Source organism: Bradyrhizobium manausense, from assembly GCF_018129685.1.
GTDB classification, from domain to species: Bacteria; Pseudomonadota; Alphaproteobacteria; order Rhizobiales; family Xanthobacteraceae; genus Bradyrhizobium; species Bradyrhizobium manausense_D.
Genome location: NZ_JAFCLG010000001.1, coordinates 890,284 through 907,187 on the forward strand (window position 1 = coordinate 890,284; position 16,904 = coordinate 907,187).

The following is a 16,904-nucleotide window of genomic DNA, read 5'->3' on the forward strand; positions in this document are numbered from 1 at the left end:
TTGTTCTTGCACCGCGCCCCCCTCTTGGGGCGACATCAGCCACTCACGACCGGCGCAATGAGGAAATTCTCCGACGCCGCGCTTCCCGCCATCTTGCAGACGTCGCCCTCGATCTTGACCTTGCCGCTCGCAAGCAGGCTCAGCGCCGCTGGATAGATGCGGTGCTCGACTTCGAGGATGCGCTCCGACAGCGTCTCCGCCGTGTCGTGATCGCTGACAGGAACCGCCCCCTGCATCACGATCGGGCCGGCATCGGTCTCGGGGACCACGAAGTGCACGGTCGCGCCAGACAGTTTGACCCCGGCGCGCAGGGCCTGCCCGTGCGGGTCGAGGCCGGGGAACGACGGCAGCAGCGATGGATGGATATTCAGCATCCGCCCGTACCAGGCCCTGGCGAATTCCGCGGTGAACAGGCGCATGAAGCCGCCGAGGCAGATCAGTTCGATGCCGTGCTCGTCGAGAGCGGCCTGCAGCACTGCCTCGAAGCGGGCGCGATCCTTGCCGAACGGCTTGCTCTCGATCACCAATGTGTTCACGCCAGCCGCCTTGGCGCGCTCCAGCCCGGACGCATCGGCCTTGTTCGAGATGACGAGCGAAATCTCCGCCGGAAAATCCGGCGCGCTTGCAGCCTTGATCAGCGCGGACATGTTGGAGCCGCGGCCGGAGATCAGGATGGCAACGCGGCGCTTCATCACAGCGCCAGATCGAGATGGCCGTTATAGACGACGCGGTGGTCGCCTTCGGCCAAGATCACGGCACCGAGCTGTGCCACGGTCTCGCCGGCATCGGTGAACACGCGCACGACCTCGTCGACCTTGTCGGGCTCGACGATCGCGATCATGCCGATGCCGCAGTTGAAGGTCCTGAGCATTTCCATTTCGGCGATCCCGGCTTGCGCCGCCAGCCATTTGAACACCGGCAGCACCGGCAGGCGCGCCAGATCAATGCCGACGCCGAGATGGCTCGGCAGCACACGCGGAATGTTGTCGGTAAAACCGCCGCCGGTGATATGGGCGAGGCCCTTCACCGCGCCGGTCTCGCGGATCGCGCGCAGGCAGGATTTAACGTAGAGCCGCGTCGGCGTCAGCAGCGCACCACCGAGTGTCATGACCGGCGCGAACGGCGCCTGTGCCTCGAAGCCGAGGCCGGCCTGTTCAACGATCTTGCGCACCAACGAAAAGCCATTGGAGTGCACGCCCGACGAGGCGAGGCCGATCACGGCATCGCCCGCGGCAATGTCCTTGCGCGGCAACAGCGTACCGCGCTCGGCGGCGCCGACGGCAAAGCCGCCGAGGTCATAGTCGCCGTCCTTGTAGAGGCCGGGCATTTCGGCGGTCTCTCCGCCGATCAGGGCACAGCCGGATTCGCGGCACCCCTCGGCGACGCCCGCGACGATCGAGGCTGTCGCCTCCGGATCGAGCTTGCCGCAGGCGAAATAGTCCAGGAAGAACAGCGGCTCGGCGCCCTGCACCACGAGGTCGTTGACGCTCATGGCGACGAGGTCGATGCCGATCCCGCCATGCAGCCCGGTCTCGATCGCGATCTTGACCTTGGTGCCGACGCCGTCGGTGGCCGCGACCAGGACAGGGTCCTTGAAGCCGGCCGCCTTGAGGTCGAACAGGCCGCCAAAGCCGCCGATCTCGGCATCGGCGCCGGGCCGTGCGGTGGCACGCACCATCGGCTTGATCAGGTCGACCAGGCGGTTGCCCGCGTCGATATCGACGCCTGAATCGGCGTAAGTGAGGCCGTTTTTGCGGTCGGTCATGCCCGATTTCCAGTGGGTTTGCGGCTGGTTACGTCGAATTCCGGGGACGCGCAATGGCAAGCGTGGCGCGCCTGCCTATACTATGTAGATATCAACCGGTTCAGCCTCCAAAGGGCCGGGTTTCAAGGTCAGGCCGGGTGCCGGGAAGCGCCGCGTGAGTATTCCGAACATCATTACCCTGGGCCGCATCATGCTGGTCCCGATCATCGTCTGGGCCATCGTGTCGAGCCAAATGGAGGTGGCGTTCGCCGTCTTCCTGATCGCAGGCATCAGCGACGCGGTCGACGGTTTCCTCGCCAAGCGCTTCAACATGACCAGCGAGCTTGGCGCCCTGCTCGATCCGCTAGCCGACAAGGCGCTGCTGGTGTCGATCTACCTGTCGCTCGGCATCTGGGGCGATATCCCGCGCTGGATCGTGATCCTGGTGGTCTCCCGCGACATTATGATCGTCACCGCGGTGATCGTGTCCTGGCTGTTCGACAAGCCGGTCGAGATGAAGCCATCGAAAGTATCCAAGCTAAACACAGTGGCACAGGTCGCTTATGCGGCGCTGGTGCTGGCCGCCCTCGCCTTCGGCTTCAAGCCGGCGCCCTATGATATAATCCTGATGGGCCTCGTCACCGTGTTCACCCTGTCTTCCGTATCGCTCTACCTCATCGAGTGGCTGCGGCACATGAGCACGATCGAAGCCAAATGAACCGGGAGACGGCCCCGCAAAAGGCCAAGTCCCGATTGATTAACAAGTCTCGATCGAATCAATCGCATCTCTTCAGACAAGGCCGGCCCGCCGGCACGGAGCAAAGCAAGCGTGGCAGGCCGCGTTCACCCCCGACAATTGGCGTTTTCGCTTCCGCATGCGGAGAGCCTCAGCCGGGACAATTTTCTGGAGGGCCCTGCCAATGCCGCCGGTCTCGCCCTGGTCGACGGCTGGCCGGAATGGCCGAACCGGATCATGTGGCTCGCCGGCCCCGAAGGCTCGGGCAAGAGCCATCTGGCCGCGATCTGGGCCGAAGAGGCCGGCGCCCGCTCGACCACGGCCAATGCGCTGAGCGCGGCTGCTATTCCCGGCGCGCTCGCGACCGGCGCACTGGTGGTCGAGGATCTCAAGGCCGGTGATTTTGACGAGCGCGCCCTTTTCCACCTGATGAACCTCGCCCGCGAGGACGGGGCTTATGTGCTGTTCACCGGCCGCGAGGCGCCGGCGGCGATCGAGGTCGAACTTAAGGACCTGCGCTCGCGGCTTCGGACCATTCCCGTGATTTCGCTCGCCCAGCCGGACGACCAGCTCTTCCGGGGCCTGATCGTCAAATTCTGCGCCGACCGCCAGCTCAACGTCGATGAAAGCGTGGTCAGCTACCTCGCAACCCGGCTGGAGCGCTCGTCAGCCGCCGCCCGCCGCGCTGTGGAGCAGCTCGACAGCGAGGCGCTGCGGCTCGGCCGCCCCGTCACCCGGGCGCTCGCCGCGGAGCTGCTTCGCGATGCCTGATCCGCCACGCTCCGCTTGACGCGGGGCGGCGGCGGAACATGAATGTCATTGAAACGTCATCGCATTAACACATGCTCCGGCCGATTTTGCGCATAGGTCGCAAATTGGGGCGAACTGGATGGACCGACTTCTCATGGACTCCGCGCAAACCGTTGAAGATAAAGCGAAAGCCACGGAGGCCGCGGGCCTGCCGGCGATTGCCTCGAGCCCCGAGCGATTCATCAATCGTGAACTGTCCTGGCTGCACTTCAACCGCCGGGTCCTGGAGGAATCGGTCAACGCCAACCATCCGGTGCTGGAACGGGTGCGATTCCTGTCGATTTCGGCAAATAACCTCGACGAGTTCTTCATGGTCCGCGTCGCTGGCATCAAGGCGCAGGTGCGCGAGGGCATTGCCGAGCGCGCGCCGGACGGGCTGACGCCCTCCGAGCAGCTCACGTTGATCAACCGCACCGTCTCGCAGCTCGCGTCCGACCAGCAGGCGATCTGGGCCGGTCTGCGCGGCACGCTCGCCGACGTCGGCATTGGGCTGGTCGACGGCAAGGACGTCACCAAGCCGGAGCGGACCTGGCTCGAGGACTATTTCCTCAACAACGTGTTCCCGCTGCTGACGCCGCTGGCGATCGATCCGGCCCACCCCTTCCCCTTCATCCCGAGCCTCGGCTTCACCATCGCGCTCCAGCTGACGCGCGAGGCCGACGGCAAGCCGATGAATGCGCTGATCCGCATGCCCGGCAAGATCGACCGCTTCATCCGCCTGCCGGCGGACGGCAAGGTCCGGCTGATCTCGCTCGAGCAGGCCACCGGCCTGTTCATCAACCGCCTGTTCCCCGGCTACAGTCTTCACGGCCAGGGCGCCTTCCGCATCATCCGCGACTCCGAACTCGAAATCGAGGAAGAGGCCGAAGATCTCGTCCGTCTTTTCGAGACCGCGCTAAAGCGACGCCGCCGCGGATCGGTGATCCGGCTCGAGATCGACGCCAAGATGCCGGAGGAGCTGCGCAGCTTCGTGCAGCATGCCCTGTCGGCGGCAGACGACGAAGTGTTCCTGGTCGACGGCGTGCTCGCGATGAACGAGCTGTCGCAATTGACGCGCCTTGATCGGCCCGACCTCGAATTCACCCCTTACGTGCCGCGTCACCCCGAGCGCGTGCGTGAGCATGGCGGCGACATCTTCGCCGCGATCAGGCAGAAGGACCTGATCGTCCATCACCCATACGAATCCTTCGACGTGGTGGTGCAGTTCCTGCAACAGGCCGCGCGCGATCCTGATGTCGTCGCAATCAAGCAGACGCTGTACCGCACCTCCAACAACTCGCCGATCGTGCGCACGCTGGCCGAGGCTGCCGAAGCCGGCAAGTCCGTCACCGCGCTGATCGAGCTGAAGGCGCGCTTCGACGAAGAGGCCAACATCCGCTGGGCGCGCGATCTCGAACGCGCCGGCGTGCAGGTCGTCTACGGCTTCCTCGAATTGAAGACGCACGCAAAACTCTCGATGGTGGTGCGCCGCGAGGGCGGCAGCCTCACCACCTACGTCCATACCGGCACCGGCAATTATCATCCTGTCACCGCGCGTATTTATACGGATCTCTCCTATTTCACGTCGGAGCCGACCATCGGCCGCGACGCTGCGCGCGTGTTCAATTTCATCACGGGCTACGCAGCACCGAGTGATCTGGAAAGGATGGCGGTGTCGCCGCTGACCTTGCGCAAGCGCATCATCGAGCACATCCAGGGCGAGACCGAGCACGCGCGTCACGGCAAGCCCGGCGCGGTCTGGATGAAGATGAATGCGCTTGTCGACCCCGACATCATCGACGCGCTCTATGAAGCATCACAGGCCGGCGTGCAGGTCGAGTTGGTGGTGCGCGGTATCTGCTGCCTCCGCCCCGGCATCCCCGGCCTGTCGGAGAATATCCGCGTCAAGTCGATCATCGGACGATTCCTCGAACACGGGCGAATCTACTGCTTCGGCATGGGCCAGGGCCTGCCGAGCGCGAAAGCGGCTGTGTATATCTCGTCGGCCGACATGATGCCGCGCAACCTCGACCGCCGTGTCGAAGTGCTGTGTCCGCTGCAAAATCCCACGGTGCATCAGCAGGTTCTCGAACAGATCATGGTCGCGAATCTCAAGGACAATGAGCAGAGCTGGCAATTGTTGCCGGACGGGTCCTCAACGCGTATGAAGGCCGCGAAGGGCGAGGAGCCTTTCAACGTGCACAACTACTTCATGACAAATCCGAGTCTGTCTGGCCGTGGAAAGTCGCTCAAGGAATCCTCGCCGCGCCGTCTCACGCGCCGAAACGAACGCCATCAGTCCTGACCGGAGATCGTTGCCGTGAAACGGCCGCGCAAGCGTGGCGCCAGCGTCGCGGTCATCGACATCGGCTCCAACTCGGTGCGTCTCGTCGTCTACGAGGCGCTGGCGCGGAGCCTGATTCCGATCTTCAACGAGAAGACGCTGTGCGGCCTCGGGCGCGAGGTGCAGAGCACGGGCCTGCTCGCTCCCGACGCGGTCGACAAGGCGCTGACCTCGCTGAAGCGCTTTCGCGCGCTGTGCCGCGTGATGCAGGTCGGCCGCGTGTTCGCGATTGCGACCGCCGCCTGCCGCGACGCCTCCAACGGCCCCGACTTCATCGCGAAGGCCGAGCGCATCTGCGCCGTGAAGATCGAAATCCTGTCCGGACCGCGCGAAGCGAAACTGTCGGCGCTCGGCGTGATCTCGGGCATTCACCGCCCCGACGGCATCGTCGGCGATCTCGGCGGCGGCTCGCTCGAACTGATCGACGTGCGCGGGAACAGCGTGCGCAGCGGCGTGACGCTGCCGCTCGGCGGCCTCGCGCTGCAGGACCTCGCGCATAAATCGCTCAAGCGCGCCGACCGCATCGTGCGCGAGGCGATCGACGAGGTGCCGCTGCTCGCCGCCGGTCGCGGCCGCACGTTCTACGCGGTTGGCGGCACCTGGCGCGCGCTCGCGCGCATTCACATCATCCAGAGCGGCTATCCGCTCCAGGTGATGCACGGCTATTCGATCCCCGCGGCCGAGGCGCTCGATTTCGCCAGACGGCTGCGGCGCCTCGCCGCCGTCGACATGCTCGCCGACATCGAGGTGGTCGCCGATGCGCGGCGCCCGCTCCTCACTTACGCGGCGCTCGTGCTCGAGCACATCATTCGCGTTGCGCAGCCGAAGACCATCGTGTTCTCGACCTTCGGCGTGCGCGAGGGTCTGCTGCACGAAAAGCTGCCCGACTCCGAGCGTAACAAGGACGGCTTGATCTGCGCGGCCGAAGAGCTGAACCAACTGCTGTCGCGCTCGGCGAAGCACGCCCGCGAGCTGATGGCCTGGACCGATCGTCTCGCACGCGTGGTGAAGCTGCGGGAGACCGAGGAAGACCGCCGGCTGCGCCACACCGCCTGTCTGCTCTCGGACATCGGCTGGCGCGTCCACCCCGATCATCGCGGCGAGCAGACGCTGAGCCTCGTGGTCAACGCCAATTTCGGCGCGATCGACCACCGCGAGCGCGCTTTCGTCGGACTGTCGGTGTTCTATCGCTACGCCGGCCTCAGCGAAGAAAACCAGCCGCCGCTGACCATGCAGGAGTTGCTGACGCCGGCGCAACTCGAACGCGCACGCCTGCTCGGTGCGGCGTTCCGTGTCGCCCATCTGATCTCGGCGGCGCGGCCGGGCGTATTGCCCGCCACGCATTTCCGCAGCAAGGGGCGCAACCTGATGCTGGTGTTCGAGCACAGGCTCGGCGATCTCGTCGCCGACCGCGTCGGCAGCCGCTTCAAGCAGCTCGCTCGCCTGATCGGCCGATCCGGCTCGATCATTCGTCGCTGAGGCCTGAGGCCTCGGGCTAAAGCAGCGAAAACAACCCCATGCAAAGTACAGGTATTATCAGACCACCTTTCATACCATTGGATTCATTCGGCTAAATCACTGCCACGCCGACGCCATGCCTGCCCCAATATTGTGCCGGCGGCCGCGGCGCTGTCGCGAAGCGTCCCGTCATTGGGGGACTATTTCGCCGGCGCCTTGACGGCGCGTTCGGAGGCTTCCAGCGCTGCACTATGCAGGCTGCGACGTCGCCAGATGCTGCCGACGACCAGCACGACGATGATCCCAAACACCGCGCAAAGATATTCGGCCCCCGCCCCGCCATGGGCAAACTGCGAGGGAATGCGAAACATCGCGAGCATGTTGTCGAGGGTGGTGCCGAGCGGTCCATCGAACAACATATGCAGCTTCGGCTCCACCCCGGGATCGCTCGCGATCACTTCGCCTGCGATCCAGCCGAGCAGCGCCGCGCCGGCCCAGACCAGGATCGGCAATTTCGACAGCAGCGCCATGATCAGCGCGGCACCCGCGACGATCAGGGGCACGCTGATGGCAAGGCCGAGCACCAGCAGCGGCACGCTGCCATTGGCGGCTGCCGCAACCGCGATGACGTTGTCCAGACTCATCACGATGTCGGCGACGACGACGATCTGCACCGCCTGCCACAGATGCGAGGCGGACTCGACGTCCTCCTCCTCGTTCTCTGGCACGAGCAGCTTGGCCGCGATCACGATCAGCGCGAGACCGCCGACCAGCTTGAGGTACGGCAGCGCCATCAGGCTCGCGACGATGCCGGTGAAGAGGATCCGCAGCAGCACCGCCGCGCCGGCACCAAGCACCATGCCCCACAGCCGGTGCCGCGGCTTGAGGCCGCGGCAGGCGAGCGCAATCACCAGCGCGTTGTCGCCGGAGAGCAGGACGTTGATCCAGATGATCTTGCCGACCGCGATCCAGAAGGTCGGCTCGGCCATCTCATTGCGGAACTGACTGAAGAATGCCCCGATCGTGGCGGGATCGAAGATCTGCCAGAGCCAGTTCACAATGAGTCCCCTGTCGACTTAACCTCTCAGCTGAACGCTCAGCCGACGATTTCGTTGCCGGAGAAGAACTGCGCGATCTCGATCGCGGCGGTCTCCGGGGCATCCGAGCCGTGCGCCGAGTTCTCGCCAATCGACTTGGCGTAGAGCTTGCGGATGGTGCCGTCGGCCGCCTTCGACGGATCGGTGGCACCCATGACGTCGCGATACTTGGCGACCGCGTTCTCGCCTTCCAGCACCTGGACGACGACGGGGCCCGACGTCATGAACTCGACGAGCTCGCCGAAGAACGGACGGGCCTTGTGGACGGCGTAGAAGGTCTCGGCCTGCTCCTTGGTCATGCGGATGCGCTTCTGCGCGACGATGCGCAGGCCCGCCTTCTCGATCACTGCGTTCACGGCGCCGGTCAGGTTACGGGCGGTGGCGTCGGGCTTGATGATCGAGAAAGTGCGTTCGATGGCCATGATCTTGTCCTTGAAGAGAAAAAAAGGGTGGTCGGGAGTTGCGGGGCTTATATCGGCGCCTACGCGATCCGGCAAGCGAGGCTCGGCATGGCCTCACGGGCGCTTCGCCGCAGGCAATGACCCGAATCCGAGCGGGATTCCAATATGGATTACAACGATTTCACCCAGATGAACCCAATCTGAAGGGCTCGTCGGGGTTTGGTTCAGCCTGGCTGGCGTAACGTTAGCTCCATCGAAACCAAAGCCTTCCCCTGAGGCGGACCGTTTCGGCGGCCTTTCCATCGACGCGATAGCCCCGCGCCGGCAGTTTTGAGGAGATCACCATGTTGAGGAAACTTTCGCTCGCAGCAGTCGCCGCGGTCGCCCTCGGGGCCGCGCTGGCACCGACCTCCGCCTCCGCTCACTGGCATGGCGGTTGGGGCTGGCATGGCGGCGGCTGGTATCACGGCGGCGGCTGGGGCTGGGGCGGACCGCGCTTCTACGCCGCGCCCGTTGCCTACGGTTACGGCTATGGCGGCTGCTATGTGCGCCGGCTGGTCCCGACCCCCTGGGGACCCCGCTGGCGGCTGGTGAACCGCTGCTACTGAACCCGACAGCACCTTCCCTGTTGACCCGAGGTGCTGCCCCCCCCTGCAGTACCTTCCAAGAGAGGCCCCGGTGTTCCCCCCACCGGGGCCTTGCGTTTAGGCAGATGCGACGAATTCATACAATTTTTACTAGAATCCCAGCCATCCCCAACGCACCGCGAAACCATTTTGCTGCCAACGACTTGTTACCGTGTCTTGACTTTGCAACCACGGAACACCTGCGATGGCCGGCCATTCTGCCAATGACAGCGAACAAATCGACCGGCGCACCAGCCGCTCGATTTGCAATGCCGTGGGCGAACGGCTTCAGCAGAGCCTTCGCCCCGAGCCTCGTCTGCCGACGCATCTCGAGCAGCTGCTCAACCGGTTGAGGAAGCATGAGCGCGACGGCAGCGCGCACTGACGCACGGTCGAAAGAAAAACGGGTTGCGTTTGACCCGGCCTGCGGTGACAAGTCCGCATGCTCACCATCACCGACCTCTCCATCCGCCTCGCCGGGCGCCTTTTGATCGATAACAGCTCGGTGCAGATCACGCCCGGCTCGCGCGTCGGCATGGTCGGGCGCAACGGCACCGGTAAATCGACCCTGTTCAAGGTGATCCGTGGCGAGCTTTCGGCCGAGCACGGCTCGGTGACGCTGCCGCCCCGCTGGCGCGTCGGCAGCCTGGCGCAGGAAGCGCCGAACGGGCCGGAAAGCCTGATCTCGGTCGTGCTCAAGGCCGATCTCGAGCGCGACGCGCTGCTTCACGAGGCCGAGAGCGCCACCGATCCGCACCGGATCGCGGAGATCCAGACCCGGCTCGTCGACATCGACGCCCATTCGGCGCCAGCGCGCGCGGCCGCCATTCTCTCCGGCCTCGGCTTCTCCGCCGCCGATCAGCTGCGCCCCTGCGCCGAATTCTCCGGCGGCTGGCGCATGCGGGTTGCGCTCGCCGCCACGCTGTTCGCAGCCCCCGACCTGTTGCTGCTCGACGAGCCCACCAACTATCTCGACCTCGAGGGAACGCTGTGGCTGGAGGATCACCTTGCGCATTATCCGCGCACGGTGATCGTGATCAGCCACGACCGCGACCTGCTCGAAAGCTCGGTCGACCAGATCCTGCATCTGGAGCGCGGCAAGCTGACGCTCTACAAGGGCACCTACTCCTCCTTCGAGGAGCAGCGCGCCGCGCGCGAGCTGCTCGATGCCAAGGCGGTCAAGCGTCAGGAGGCCGAGCGCGCCCGCCTGCAGGCTTTCGTCGACCGCTTCAAGGCCAAGGCGTCGAAGGCGCGCCAGGCCCAGTCCCGCGTGAAGATGCTGGAGCGGTTGAAGCCGATCACGGCCCTCGTCACCGACGACGTTCGCGAGATCACCTTTCCGGCGCCAGAAAAGCTGCTATCGCCGCCGATCATCGCCGTCGACAATGCATCTGTCGGTTACGACCCGGCCACACCGGTGCTGAGCCGCGTGACGCTGCGCATCGACAATGATGACCGCATCGCGCTTCTTGGTGCCAACGGCAACGGCAAATCGACGCTCGTCAAGCTGCTCGCGGCGCGTCTTGCGCCCTTCTCCGGCAAGGTGACGCGCGCCGACAAGCTGTCGATCGCCTATTTTGCGCAGCACCAGCTCGACGAGCTGAACGAGGACGCCTCGACCTACGATCACGTCCGCAAGCTGATGGGCGATGCGCCCGAAGCCAAGGTGCGCGCCCGCGCCGGCGCGATCGGCTTTTCCGGCAAAGCGGCCGACACCAAGGTCGCAAAACTGTCCGGCGGCGAGAAGGCGCGGCTGCTGCTGGGCCTCGCCACCTTCTTTGGCCCCAACATGATCATCCTGGACGAGCCGACCAACCATCTCGACATCGACAGCCGCGCGGCGCTCGCCGAAGCCATCAACGAATTTCCCGGCGCGATCATCATGGTCTCGCACGACCGCTATCTGATCGAGGCCTGCGCCGACCAGCTCTGGATCGTCGCAGACCGCACCGTGACCAATTACGATGGCGACCTCGACGAGTACCGCCGCCTGGTGCTGTCCGCGCGCAACGGCGAAGCAGCGCCGCGCGAGCGCAGCGCTCAAACAGAAAAGCCGCAGCGTCCGAAATCGGACAATCGGGGCTCGCTGAAAAAGCGCATCGCCGAAGCCGAATCCGAGATCGCACGCGTCGGCGAGATCATCGCCAAGATCGACACCGCGCTCGCCCTTCCCGACATTTTCACGCGCGACCCGAAGCAGGCCGCGCAACTGTCGAAGGCACGCGCCAATGCAGCCGAAGCGCTGGCGCGCGCGGAGGAGCAATGGCTCGAGGCAAGCACGCAGTTCGACGAAGCCGCGGGATAACACGACATCCGCGGAGGGTATCCGCGGATTCAGCACGCCCTGATTTTATCGCACCGGGGCGCGCATCGAGGCCGGCTGGCCCGGCAGCTTCAGCTTCGGACCGACTTCGGTGAGCTTGCCGCCGGCGAGCGCGAACACCTGCAAATCCTGGTCGATGTAATTGCCGACATAGAGATAATCGCTGTTCGGGCTATAGACGACGCCCTCCGGCAGACCGCCGAGCGGCGCTCGGGCGGTGACTGTCAGCTTGCCACCTTCGCCGATCGACATCAGAGCCAGTTCACCGGTCTTGGTCTTGAACCAGTCGCTATCCTTTGCTGCCGTGCCGAGCAGCAACGGCGCCGCCGCGGTCTTGCCATCGGGCGCGATGGCAAAGCCTTCCGGTCCGATGCCGGGGCTCATGGCGTCGACCACGTGGGGATGCGGGCCCGTCGCGTCGATGATCACTTCGGTATCGGCGTTGTTCTTCCCAGCTCCGGTGTTTGAGGCGATGACGTATTTGCCATCTGGCGTGATGTCGATGTTGTAGGGATTGAATGCCGATGGAATGTCCAGCGACTTGTCGTAAGTGACCTTGTCGCCATCGATTGACAGCACGCCGATCTTGTTCGCGAGGTTCAGACAGACAAAGGCGCGCTTGCCGTCGGGCGCGATGACGACCGCCGCAGCCTGCTGCTCCACCGGCACCTCGCCGACTGCCTTGACCGTCGAACCCTGGATCGAGACAACAGAGACGCTTTTGCCGTCTCGATTGGCGATCAGCGCGAGGTCGCCTTTCCTGGAAATCGACAGGCCGGACGGCTGCCGCCCGACGGTGACCGTATCGATCAACTTTGGCGGCTCCGCGGTGAGATCAATCACGTACAGCTTGTTGTCGGGGACCGTTTTCCAGGCGTTCCCCTCCTGAACGTGAATCACCGAATTCGCCACCAGGCCCAGCTTGCCGTCCGGCGTAATCTGCAGATTCGTCGGCGGCCCGAGAAGGGAGTTCGTCAGCGGCAAGCTGGCGCGGATCCTCGGCTTGGCCGGATCTGAAATATCCATGACCAGTACAGCGTCGATCCCCGGGGCGACGTTGGTTTGGCCTTCGACGCCATAAGTGATCTTGCTGTCGAGGCCTATCAGGACGTCATTGGTCCCGGCGATCGCCGAACCGCTGGCGACGACGCAAGTCACGCAGGTCGCGCGAAAAACGCTGCGTAAGTCCATGATGCATTTCCTCCTCACTCGGCTCATTTCTGAACGGCCCCGTCGTTCTATCTTAATTAGCGGCCGCCAAAACATGCAACCACTACCGTGCGCAGGTGATGAGAATTTTTATGAGAACACGGGCGCCCTCGTCCGTTTCCGCGATCGATCCTTCCGACGCGCAGATCGCGACCGCGCGCCAGAAGTTCGCGGCAAAGCCGGTCGAGCTCTCGATCGGCGATGCCATGGCCCTTCCCTACGACGCCGACCGCTTCGATGCCTCCGTGATGGCGCTCGTGCTCTTCTTCGTGCCCGATGCGCGCAAACGGCATGATCACGCCGACGGCCGCCTCACCAGACGTAGCGGAGCGTTCCCGTCCCGGAGAGCGCTTGCCCGGTCCGGGCGAGCTCACCGCCGACCTTCCCGAGCAGCGTCCATTTGGGTGTGATGAACAATTCGGCGCCTGTGGACAGCAGAGCCGAGTCTCGCGCGATCGGCGCTCCGAACACGGTGAAGCCGGTGCCCGGCACGGCCAGGAACGCGGCGCCCAGCGACGGTGTGCCGACAAAGTCGTGAGCCCAGGCCACTCTTGCCCGCAACACGAGGGGCATCGAGGAGACGGTGGTCGCGTGATCGAAACGTGAGCCGATTTCGACGCGCACGTCCGATGCATTGGAGCCGGCATAGGCCAAGCCGAACAGCCCCGCAGTCTGATCCGTTTCGCGGTAGGCCGGCGTGCGAGCGAGCTGAGCCTGCAATGCGCCATAAGGCGTGATGCCGGTCCCCGCCGGCGTTGCAAAGCGGTATCCGCCCTCCAGCCTTCCGCCGTAGCTTTGGCCCGTGAAGCTCGCCGTTACCTGGTCGCCCAGAACCCAGCGGTTGGTGCCAAACCAGTGATTGGCCAAGGCAACTGCGCCCGAGACGTAAGCCGGTCCTCTCCGGGTCGCCGCATAGACGCCGAGCTGGAAAGCATCACTCTTGCCGCTACCGAGCGCGTTGGCGAGGTCCCATCCCGTGCCGCCGCCGCCAAGGGCTCCTCCGATCACCGTATCGGATGAAACGCGATAGTCTATTCCCGCGGCGACACCTGCACTGCGTGCCGCAACGGCGGTGGAGCCTACGGCTCCGTTTCCGTCGGCCCAGCTGCCGCCGCCATAGGCGCCGGCCCAGGTCGTCCAACGCTGCGCGAACGGAGACGGTCCAGGCGCCTTGGTGGCTGACGCGAAGGCCTGCGCGACGTCTGGCGGTGCGGGCCTCTCGGCGGGAGCGAAGCCGAGTGCCTGGCCTCCGCCTGTCGGGAGCGAACGGCCGCCGATGAAAGGATCCAGCATCAATCCCAGAAATTGGGAAAGTGAGTCGAGCAGAACGCGCTGCGCGCCGGTGCCCGCCTCGCCATCCACCTGCGTGAGGCCGCCGGGCGTCAACCCGAAGAACGGGCCAGCGATCCCCCCATTCGCGTTGAATGCGTTCGTGAGGGTGGCCGCGACATTGCTCTGGTTGACGGAAAGGCCAGTATAGCCGGTGAAGCCAGGCAGCAGATTCAGCGACACGGTGTTGGCGCCGTAGGACAGCGTGTCGCGCGTCCCCTGCGGCAGGTTGACGTTGGTGATCCCGGCAAAGGTGCCGGTGACGCCTTGTGTGGCCGTCAGCAGCGTATATTGCCGCGACACATAGGCCCCCGGCGTGAATTGCGCGACCAGCGTTGCGCCGTTCAGCGTCGCGTTTCCGTTCACGACGGTCGATGTTGCGGTGGCCGGGGTGAGTGAGACAACGTAGGAGGCGCCGGCCTGGAATGTCAGGTTGCCCCCGACCGCAAGGGAGCTCCCGGGTAAACCGTTGCCTGGCGCAAGACTGCCGCCTGCGTTGACCTGCGTGGTGCCGACCGCGCCGCTGCCGCCAAGCGTGCCGCCAGCATTGACGGTCACCGCGTTGATACTTCCGTTGATGAGCAACGTGCCGCCATTCACAAGCGTCTGGCCGGTATAGGTGTTGGCGCCGGTCAGGGTCAGCGCGCCGGGTCCGACCTTGGTGAGATTGCCCAGCACGCCGCCATTGGCACCTCCGTCCTGGAGAACGCCGGAGAAGACCGTCGAGAGGCCGGTCCCGCCGACGGTCACCGTGGTGCCGCCAAGGAACACGGATCCTGCGCCTTCGAGCGAGCCTATCGTCAAGCCGCCCGGTGCCGTGACGAAGGAAAAATCGAGCGTTCCTCCGGCATTGACGATCTGGCGCGACGTGCCGCCTGACGACGTATCCGCAAACGTCGTCGCGGAGCCGGCATTGGTCGTGACGATCGCGCTGCCGGCGTTCGCATTGTTGCGAAACTGGAGCTGTCCGCCGCCGCTGCTGGTGATCGCCGCGCTGCCGGCATTGCTCGCATCGGCAAAGTCGAGGATGCCCGTATTGGCGATGTTGGCCGAACCGGCACGCGATGTGTCCCGAAAGGCCAGGAGGCCCGGATTGGTGATCGCAGCGTTGCCGGCGCTGCTGGCATTGGTGAAGGCAATCGACAGATTGTTGGTGATGCCGACGCTGCCGCCGGTCACGACGATGCCTCCGCCCGTGAAGGTCAGTGCGTTGGCGTTGGTGAAGAGATAGTTGGAGGCCCCGGCGCCGAAGCTCCAGCCGCCGATGGTGGTGGCGGCCGAAATCGTCAGGCTGGTGGTGTTGGACACGCCGAAATTTGCCGTGCCGGTCGGAACCGCCGCGGGCGTCCAGTTCGCGGCGGTATTGAAATCGGCTGATCCGGGCGCGGCCAGCCATGTCGCATTTTGCGCAAACGCTCCGCCCGCCGCCAGCATCGTCATAAAGCATGACGCGATCAGGCGACGCGTGGTCGGCAGCAGGCGGACGGATCCCACCAAACAATGGCGATGACCGTCGCTACGACGCCGTTGACGACGCTCACCCCTGTCCAACATGCCCTGCCCGCTCAACCCGCTTGCGGTAAAATTAAGGCATCGGGTTCCGTAAAAGCAAATCCAAGCGACCGTCCCGCTGCACGGTCATGCGCAATTCCGCCAGCGGTGTTGCCGGACGATGACAGCCACGATGACGGCAGACCGTGACGGCGCAGCCGATCGGCCGCGGGGGCCGCTAGGCGGTTTTCTTCTTCGCCTTCGGCTTCACCGGCTTCGGCGCCGGCGGCGGCTCGGGCGTCCCCTCGATCGCCGACAGACGGCCCGAGGTAAACGTGTAGATGCCGGCGCGCGGGCCCGTCGTCCATGTCACCACGGCGACGCGGCGGCCCGCGGCATCGCTGGACAGATTGACGTTCGAGGGCGCGCCGATGCCGCGCACCACGTCGCATTCGGTGTGGCCGAGCGCGACGGTGCCGCCCACGAGCGCCGGCCCCGTGGTCGACGCATTGGCATCGGCAGGTCCGGGCGGCGGTGCCATGCCGGGGCAAGCGCCGTCGGCGCTGACGAGATCCTCAGGTCCCACCGGCTTGTTTGGGGTCAGCGGCGGCGATTCGATCGAGATGCTCTTGATGAACAGGCGGCTCGGCTTGTTGAACCATTCGGCGTCTTTGGCAGATGAGAGCATATCGGTTGCGCCCGAGCAGCCCGCGATCAGCGGCGCGACGGCGGCCAACGCAACTATGATCGACTTTGGATGCTTTTGATGTCGCACGATAAACTAGATTCCCCACGTCAAGGAGCAGCCCTAAGCGATTGTCCCAACATCACTTTGCGGCACGAAGGTGGCCGAAACCAGTGTGCCTGCGAAAGTCCAAATTACCATTAACCGCAAACGGCCGCTAATTCCGCCGCTGCCACCGGCCCCGTTCGTCGGCCTGCCAATAGGTGACCTCAAATCCGCGCGTCTTGCAATCCGTCCAGGTGCCGCGAGCCGCCGCAAGGGCATCCGGGTCGTCGCCGTTGAACAGCAGCACCATCCGCTCATAGGCCTGCGCGTCATCGGGCATTGCGGCGTTGTCCACCAGGAATCGGACATTGGCGCCGTTCGGATTGTCCGCCTCGATCGCCAGCACGATCGGCTGATCGGCCACGTCGCTCACCCGCCATGTCGCGTGCGGCAGGAAGGAATCGTCGCGATAGGTCCACAGATGCGCGTCGAGCGCATCGGCGCGCTCCGGCGACGTCGACTGCACCACGACGCGCCAGCCGCGCTCGAGCGATTTCTCGAGAAGCGGCGGCAAGACGTTCTCGACCGTCATGTTTTGCAGATGGTAGAACAGGACCTCAGTCATCT

At 64.9% G+C, this 16,904-nt stretch carries 17 protein-coding genes; 8 read left to right on the top strand and 9 right to left on the bottom strand.

All coding sequences use genetic code 11. The annotated features are described in order from the left end of the window. Positions 1 to 35: 35 nt before the first annotated feature. Both purN and purM read right to left on the bottom strand, forming a co-directional pair. Complete coding sequence (gene purN, locus JQ621_RS04410; RefSeq protein ID WP_212233173.1) at positions 36 to 692, bottom strand: phosphoribosylglycinamide formyltransferase; 657 nt, start codon at positions 690 to 692, stop codon at positions 36 to 38. Next, a complete protein-coding gene (purM, locus tag JQ621_RS04415) occupies positions 692 to 1,765 on the bottom strand; it encodes a phosphoribosylformylglycinamidine cyclo-ligase (protein WP_212233174.1) in 1,074 nt (357 codons plus the stop codon). Before purM ends, purN begins: the two co-directional genes overlap by 1 nt. A gap of 154 nt (positions 1,766 to 1,919) precedes the next feature. On the opposite strand from purM, the gene JQ621_RS04420 reads away from it, so the two are divergent. The 4 genes from JQ621_RS04420 to ppx all read left to right on the top strand — a co-directional run bounded on the left by JQ621_RS04420 (position 1,920) and on the right by ppx (position 7,092). After that, entirely contained in the window at positions 1,920 to 2,462 is a 543-nt protein-coding gene (locus JQ621_RS04420) for a CDP-alcohol phosphatidyltransferase family protein (protein WP_212233175.1), read from the top strand. Between the two features lie 111 nt (positions 2,463 to 2,573). After that, a complete protein-coding gene (locus JQ621_RS04425) occupies positions 2,574 to 3,251 on the top strand; it encodes a P-loop NTPase family protein (protein ID WP_212233176.1) in 678 nt (225 codons plus the stop codon). A gap of 133 nt (positions 3,252 to 3,384) precedes the next feature. Continuing rightward, complete coding sequence (locus JQ621_RS04430) at positions 3,385 to 5,574, top strand: RNA degradosome polyphosphate kinase (RefSeq protein WP_212233798.1); 2,190 nt, start codon at positions 3,385 to 3,387, stop codon at positions 5,572 to 5,574. A gap of 15 nt (positions 5,575 to 5,589) precedes the next feature. Beyond that, on the top strand, positions 5,590 to 7,092 hold the full coding sequence (gene ppx / locus JQ621_RS04435) for an exopolyphosphatase (protein WP_212233177.1): 1,503 nt from the start codon (positions 5,590 to 5,592) through the stop codon (positions 7,090 to 7,092). Between the two features lie 179 nt (positions 7,093 to 7,271). Here ppx and JQ621_RS04440 read toward each other — a convergent pair whose 3' ends face one another. After that, complete coding sequence (locus tag JQ621_RS04440) at positions 7,272 to 8,129, bottom strand: TerC family protein (protein ID WP_212233178.1); 858 nt, start codon at positions 8,127 to 8,129, stop codon at positions 7,272 to 7,274. A gap of 38 nt (positions 8,130 to 8,167) precedes the next feature. Next, positions 8,168 to 8,590 carry a nucleoside-diphosphate kinase gene (gene ndk / locus JQ621_RS04445; RefSeq protein ID WP_092294601.1) on the bottom strand — a complete coding sequence of 141 codons (423 nt, stop codon included), beginning with the start codon at positions 8,588 to 8,590 and terminating at the stop codon, positions 8,168 to 8,170. Between the two features lie 323 nt (positions 8,591 to 8,913). On the opposite strand from ndk, the gene JQ621_RS04450 reads away from it, so the two are divergent. The 3 genes from JQ621_RS04450 (at position 8,914) to JQ621_RS04460 (ending at position 11,500) form a co-directional block, all read left to right on the top strand. Beyond that, the gene (locus tag JQ621_RS04450) at positions 8,914 to 9,177 is read left to right on the top strand and encodes a sulfur globule protein precursor (RefSeq protein WP_212233179.1); all 264 of its coding nucleotides are present in this window, start codon (positions 8,914 to 8,916) and stop codon (positions 9,175 to 9,177) included. 223 nt (positions 9,178 to 9,400) lie between these two features. Then, entirely contained in the window at positions 9,401 to 9,580 is a 180-nt protein-coding gene (locus JQ621_RS04455) for a hypothetical protein (protein ID WP_212233180.1), read from the top strand. Between the two features lie 57 nt (positions 9,581 to 9,637). Next, positions 9,638 to 11,500 (top strand): ABC-F family ATP-binding cassette domain-containing protein, encoded by a 1,863-nt coding sequence (locus JQ621_RS04460; RefSeq protein WP_212233181.1) that lies wholly within the window; start codon positions 9,638 to 9,640, stop codon positions 11,498 to 11,500. A gap of 45 nt (positions 11,501 to 11,545) precedes the next feature. Here JQ621_RS04460 and JQ621_RS04465 read toward each other — a convergent pair whose 3' ends face one another. Further along, positions 11,546 to 12,709 carry a YncE family protein gene (locus JQ621_RS04465; protein ID WP_212233182.1) on the bottom strand — a complete coding sequence of 388 codons (1,164 nt, stop codon included), beginning with the start codon at positions 12,707 to 12,709 and terminating at the stop codon, positions 11,546 to 11,548. Positions 12,710 to 12,791: 82 nt separating this feature from the next. Continuing rightward, complete coding sequence (locus JQ621_RS35850) at positions 12,792 to 12,935, bottom strand: hypothetical protein (RefSeq protein ID WP_312015395.1); 144 nt, start codon at positions 12,933 to 12,935, stop codon at positions 12,792 to 12,794. Here JQ621_RS35850 and JQ621_RS35320 point away from each other — a divergent pair. After that, positions 12,874 to 13,137, top strand: a complete 264-nt coding sequence (locus tag JQ621_RS35320) for a methyltransferase domain-containing protein (protein WP_312015394.1) — start codon at positions 12,874 to 12,876, stop codon at positions 13,135 to 13,137. The two genes, JQ621_RS35850 and JQ621_RS35320, sit on opposite strands and share 62 nt — an antisense overlap. On the opposite strand, the gene JQ621_RS04475 is transcribed toward JQ621_RS35320, so the two are convergent. The 3 genes from JQ621_RS04475 to JQ621_RS04485 form a co-directional block, all read right to left on the bottom strand. After that, positions 13,040 to 15,550, bottom strand: coding sequence for an autotransporter outer membrane beta-barrel domain-containing protein (locus tag JQ621_RS04475; RefSeq protein ID WP_212233183.1), 2,511 nt, complete (start codon positions 15,548 to 15,550; stop codon positions 13,040 to 13,042). The two genes, JQ621_RS35320 and JQ621_RS04475, sit on opposite strands and share 98 nt — an antisense overlap. A 235-nt stretch (positions 15,551 to 15,785) precedes the next feature. Continuing rightward, complete coding sequence (locus tag JQ621_RS04480; RefSeq protein ID WP_212233799.1) at positions 15,786 to 16,283, bottom strand: hypothetical protein; 498 nt, start codon at positions 16,281 to 16,283, stop codon at positions 15,786 to 15,788. Positions 16,284 to 16,449: 166 nt separating this feature from the next. Further along, a complete protein-coding gene (locus JQ621_RS04485) occupies positions 16,450 to 16,902 on the bottom strand; it encodes a DNA polymerase III subunit chi (protein ID WP_212233184.1) in 453 nt (150 codons plus the stop codon). Positions 16,903 to 16,904: the final 2 nt, after the last annotated feature.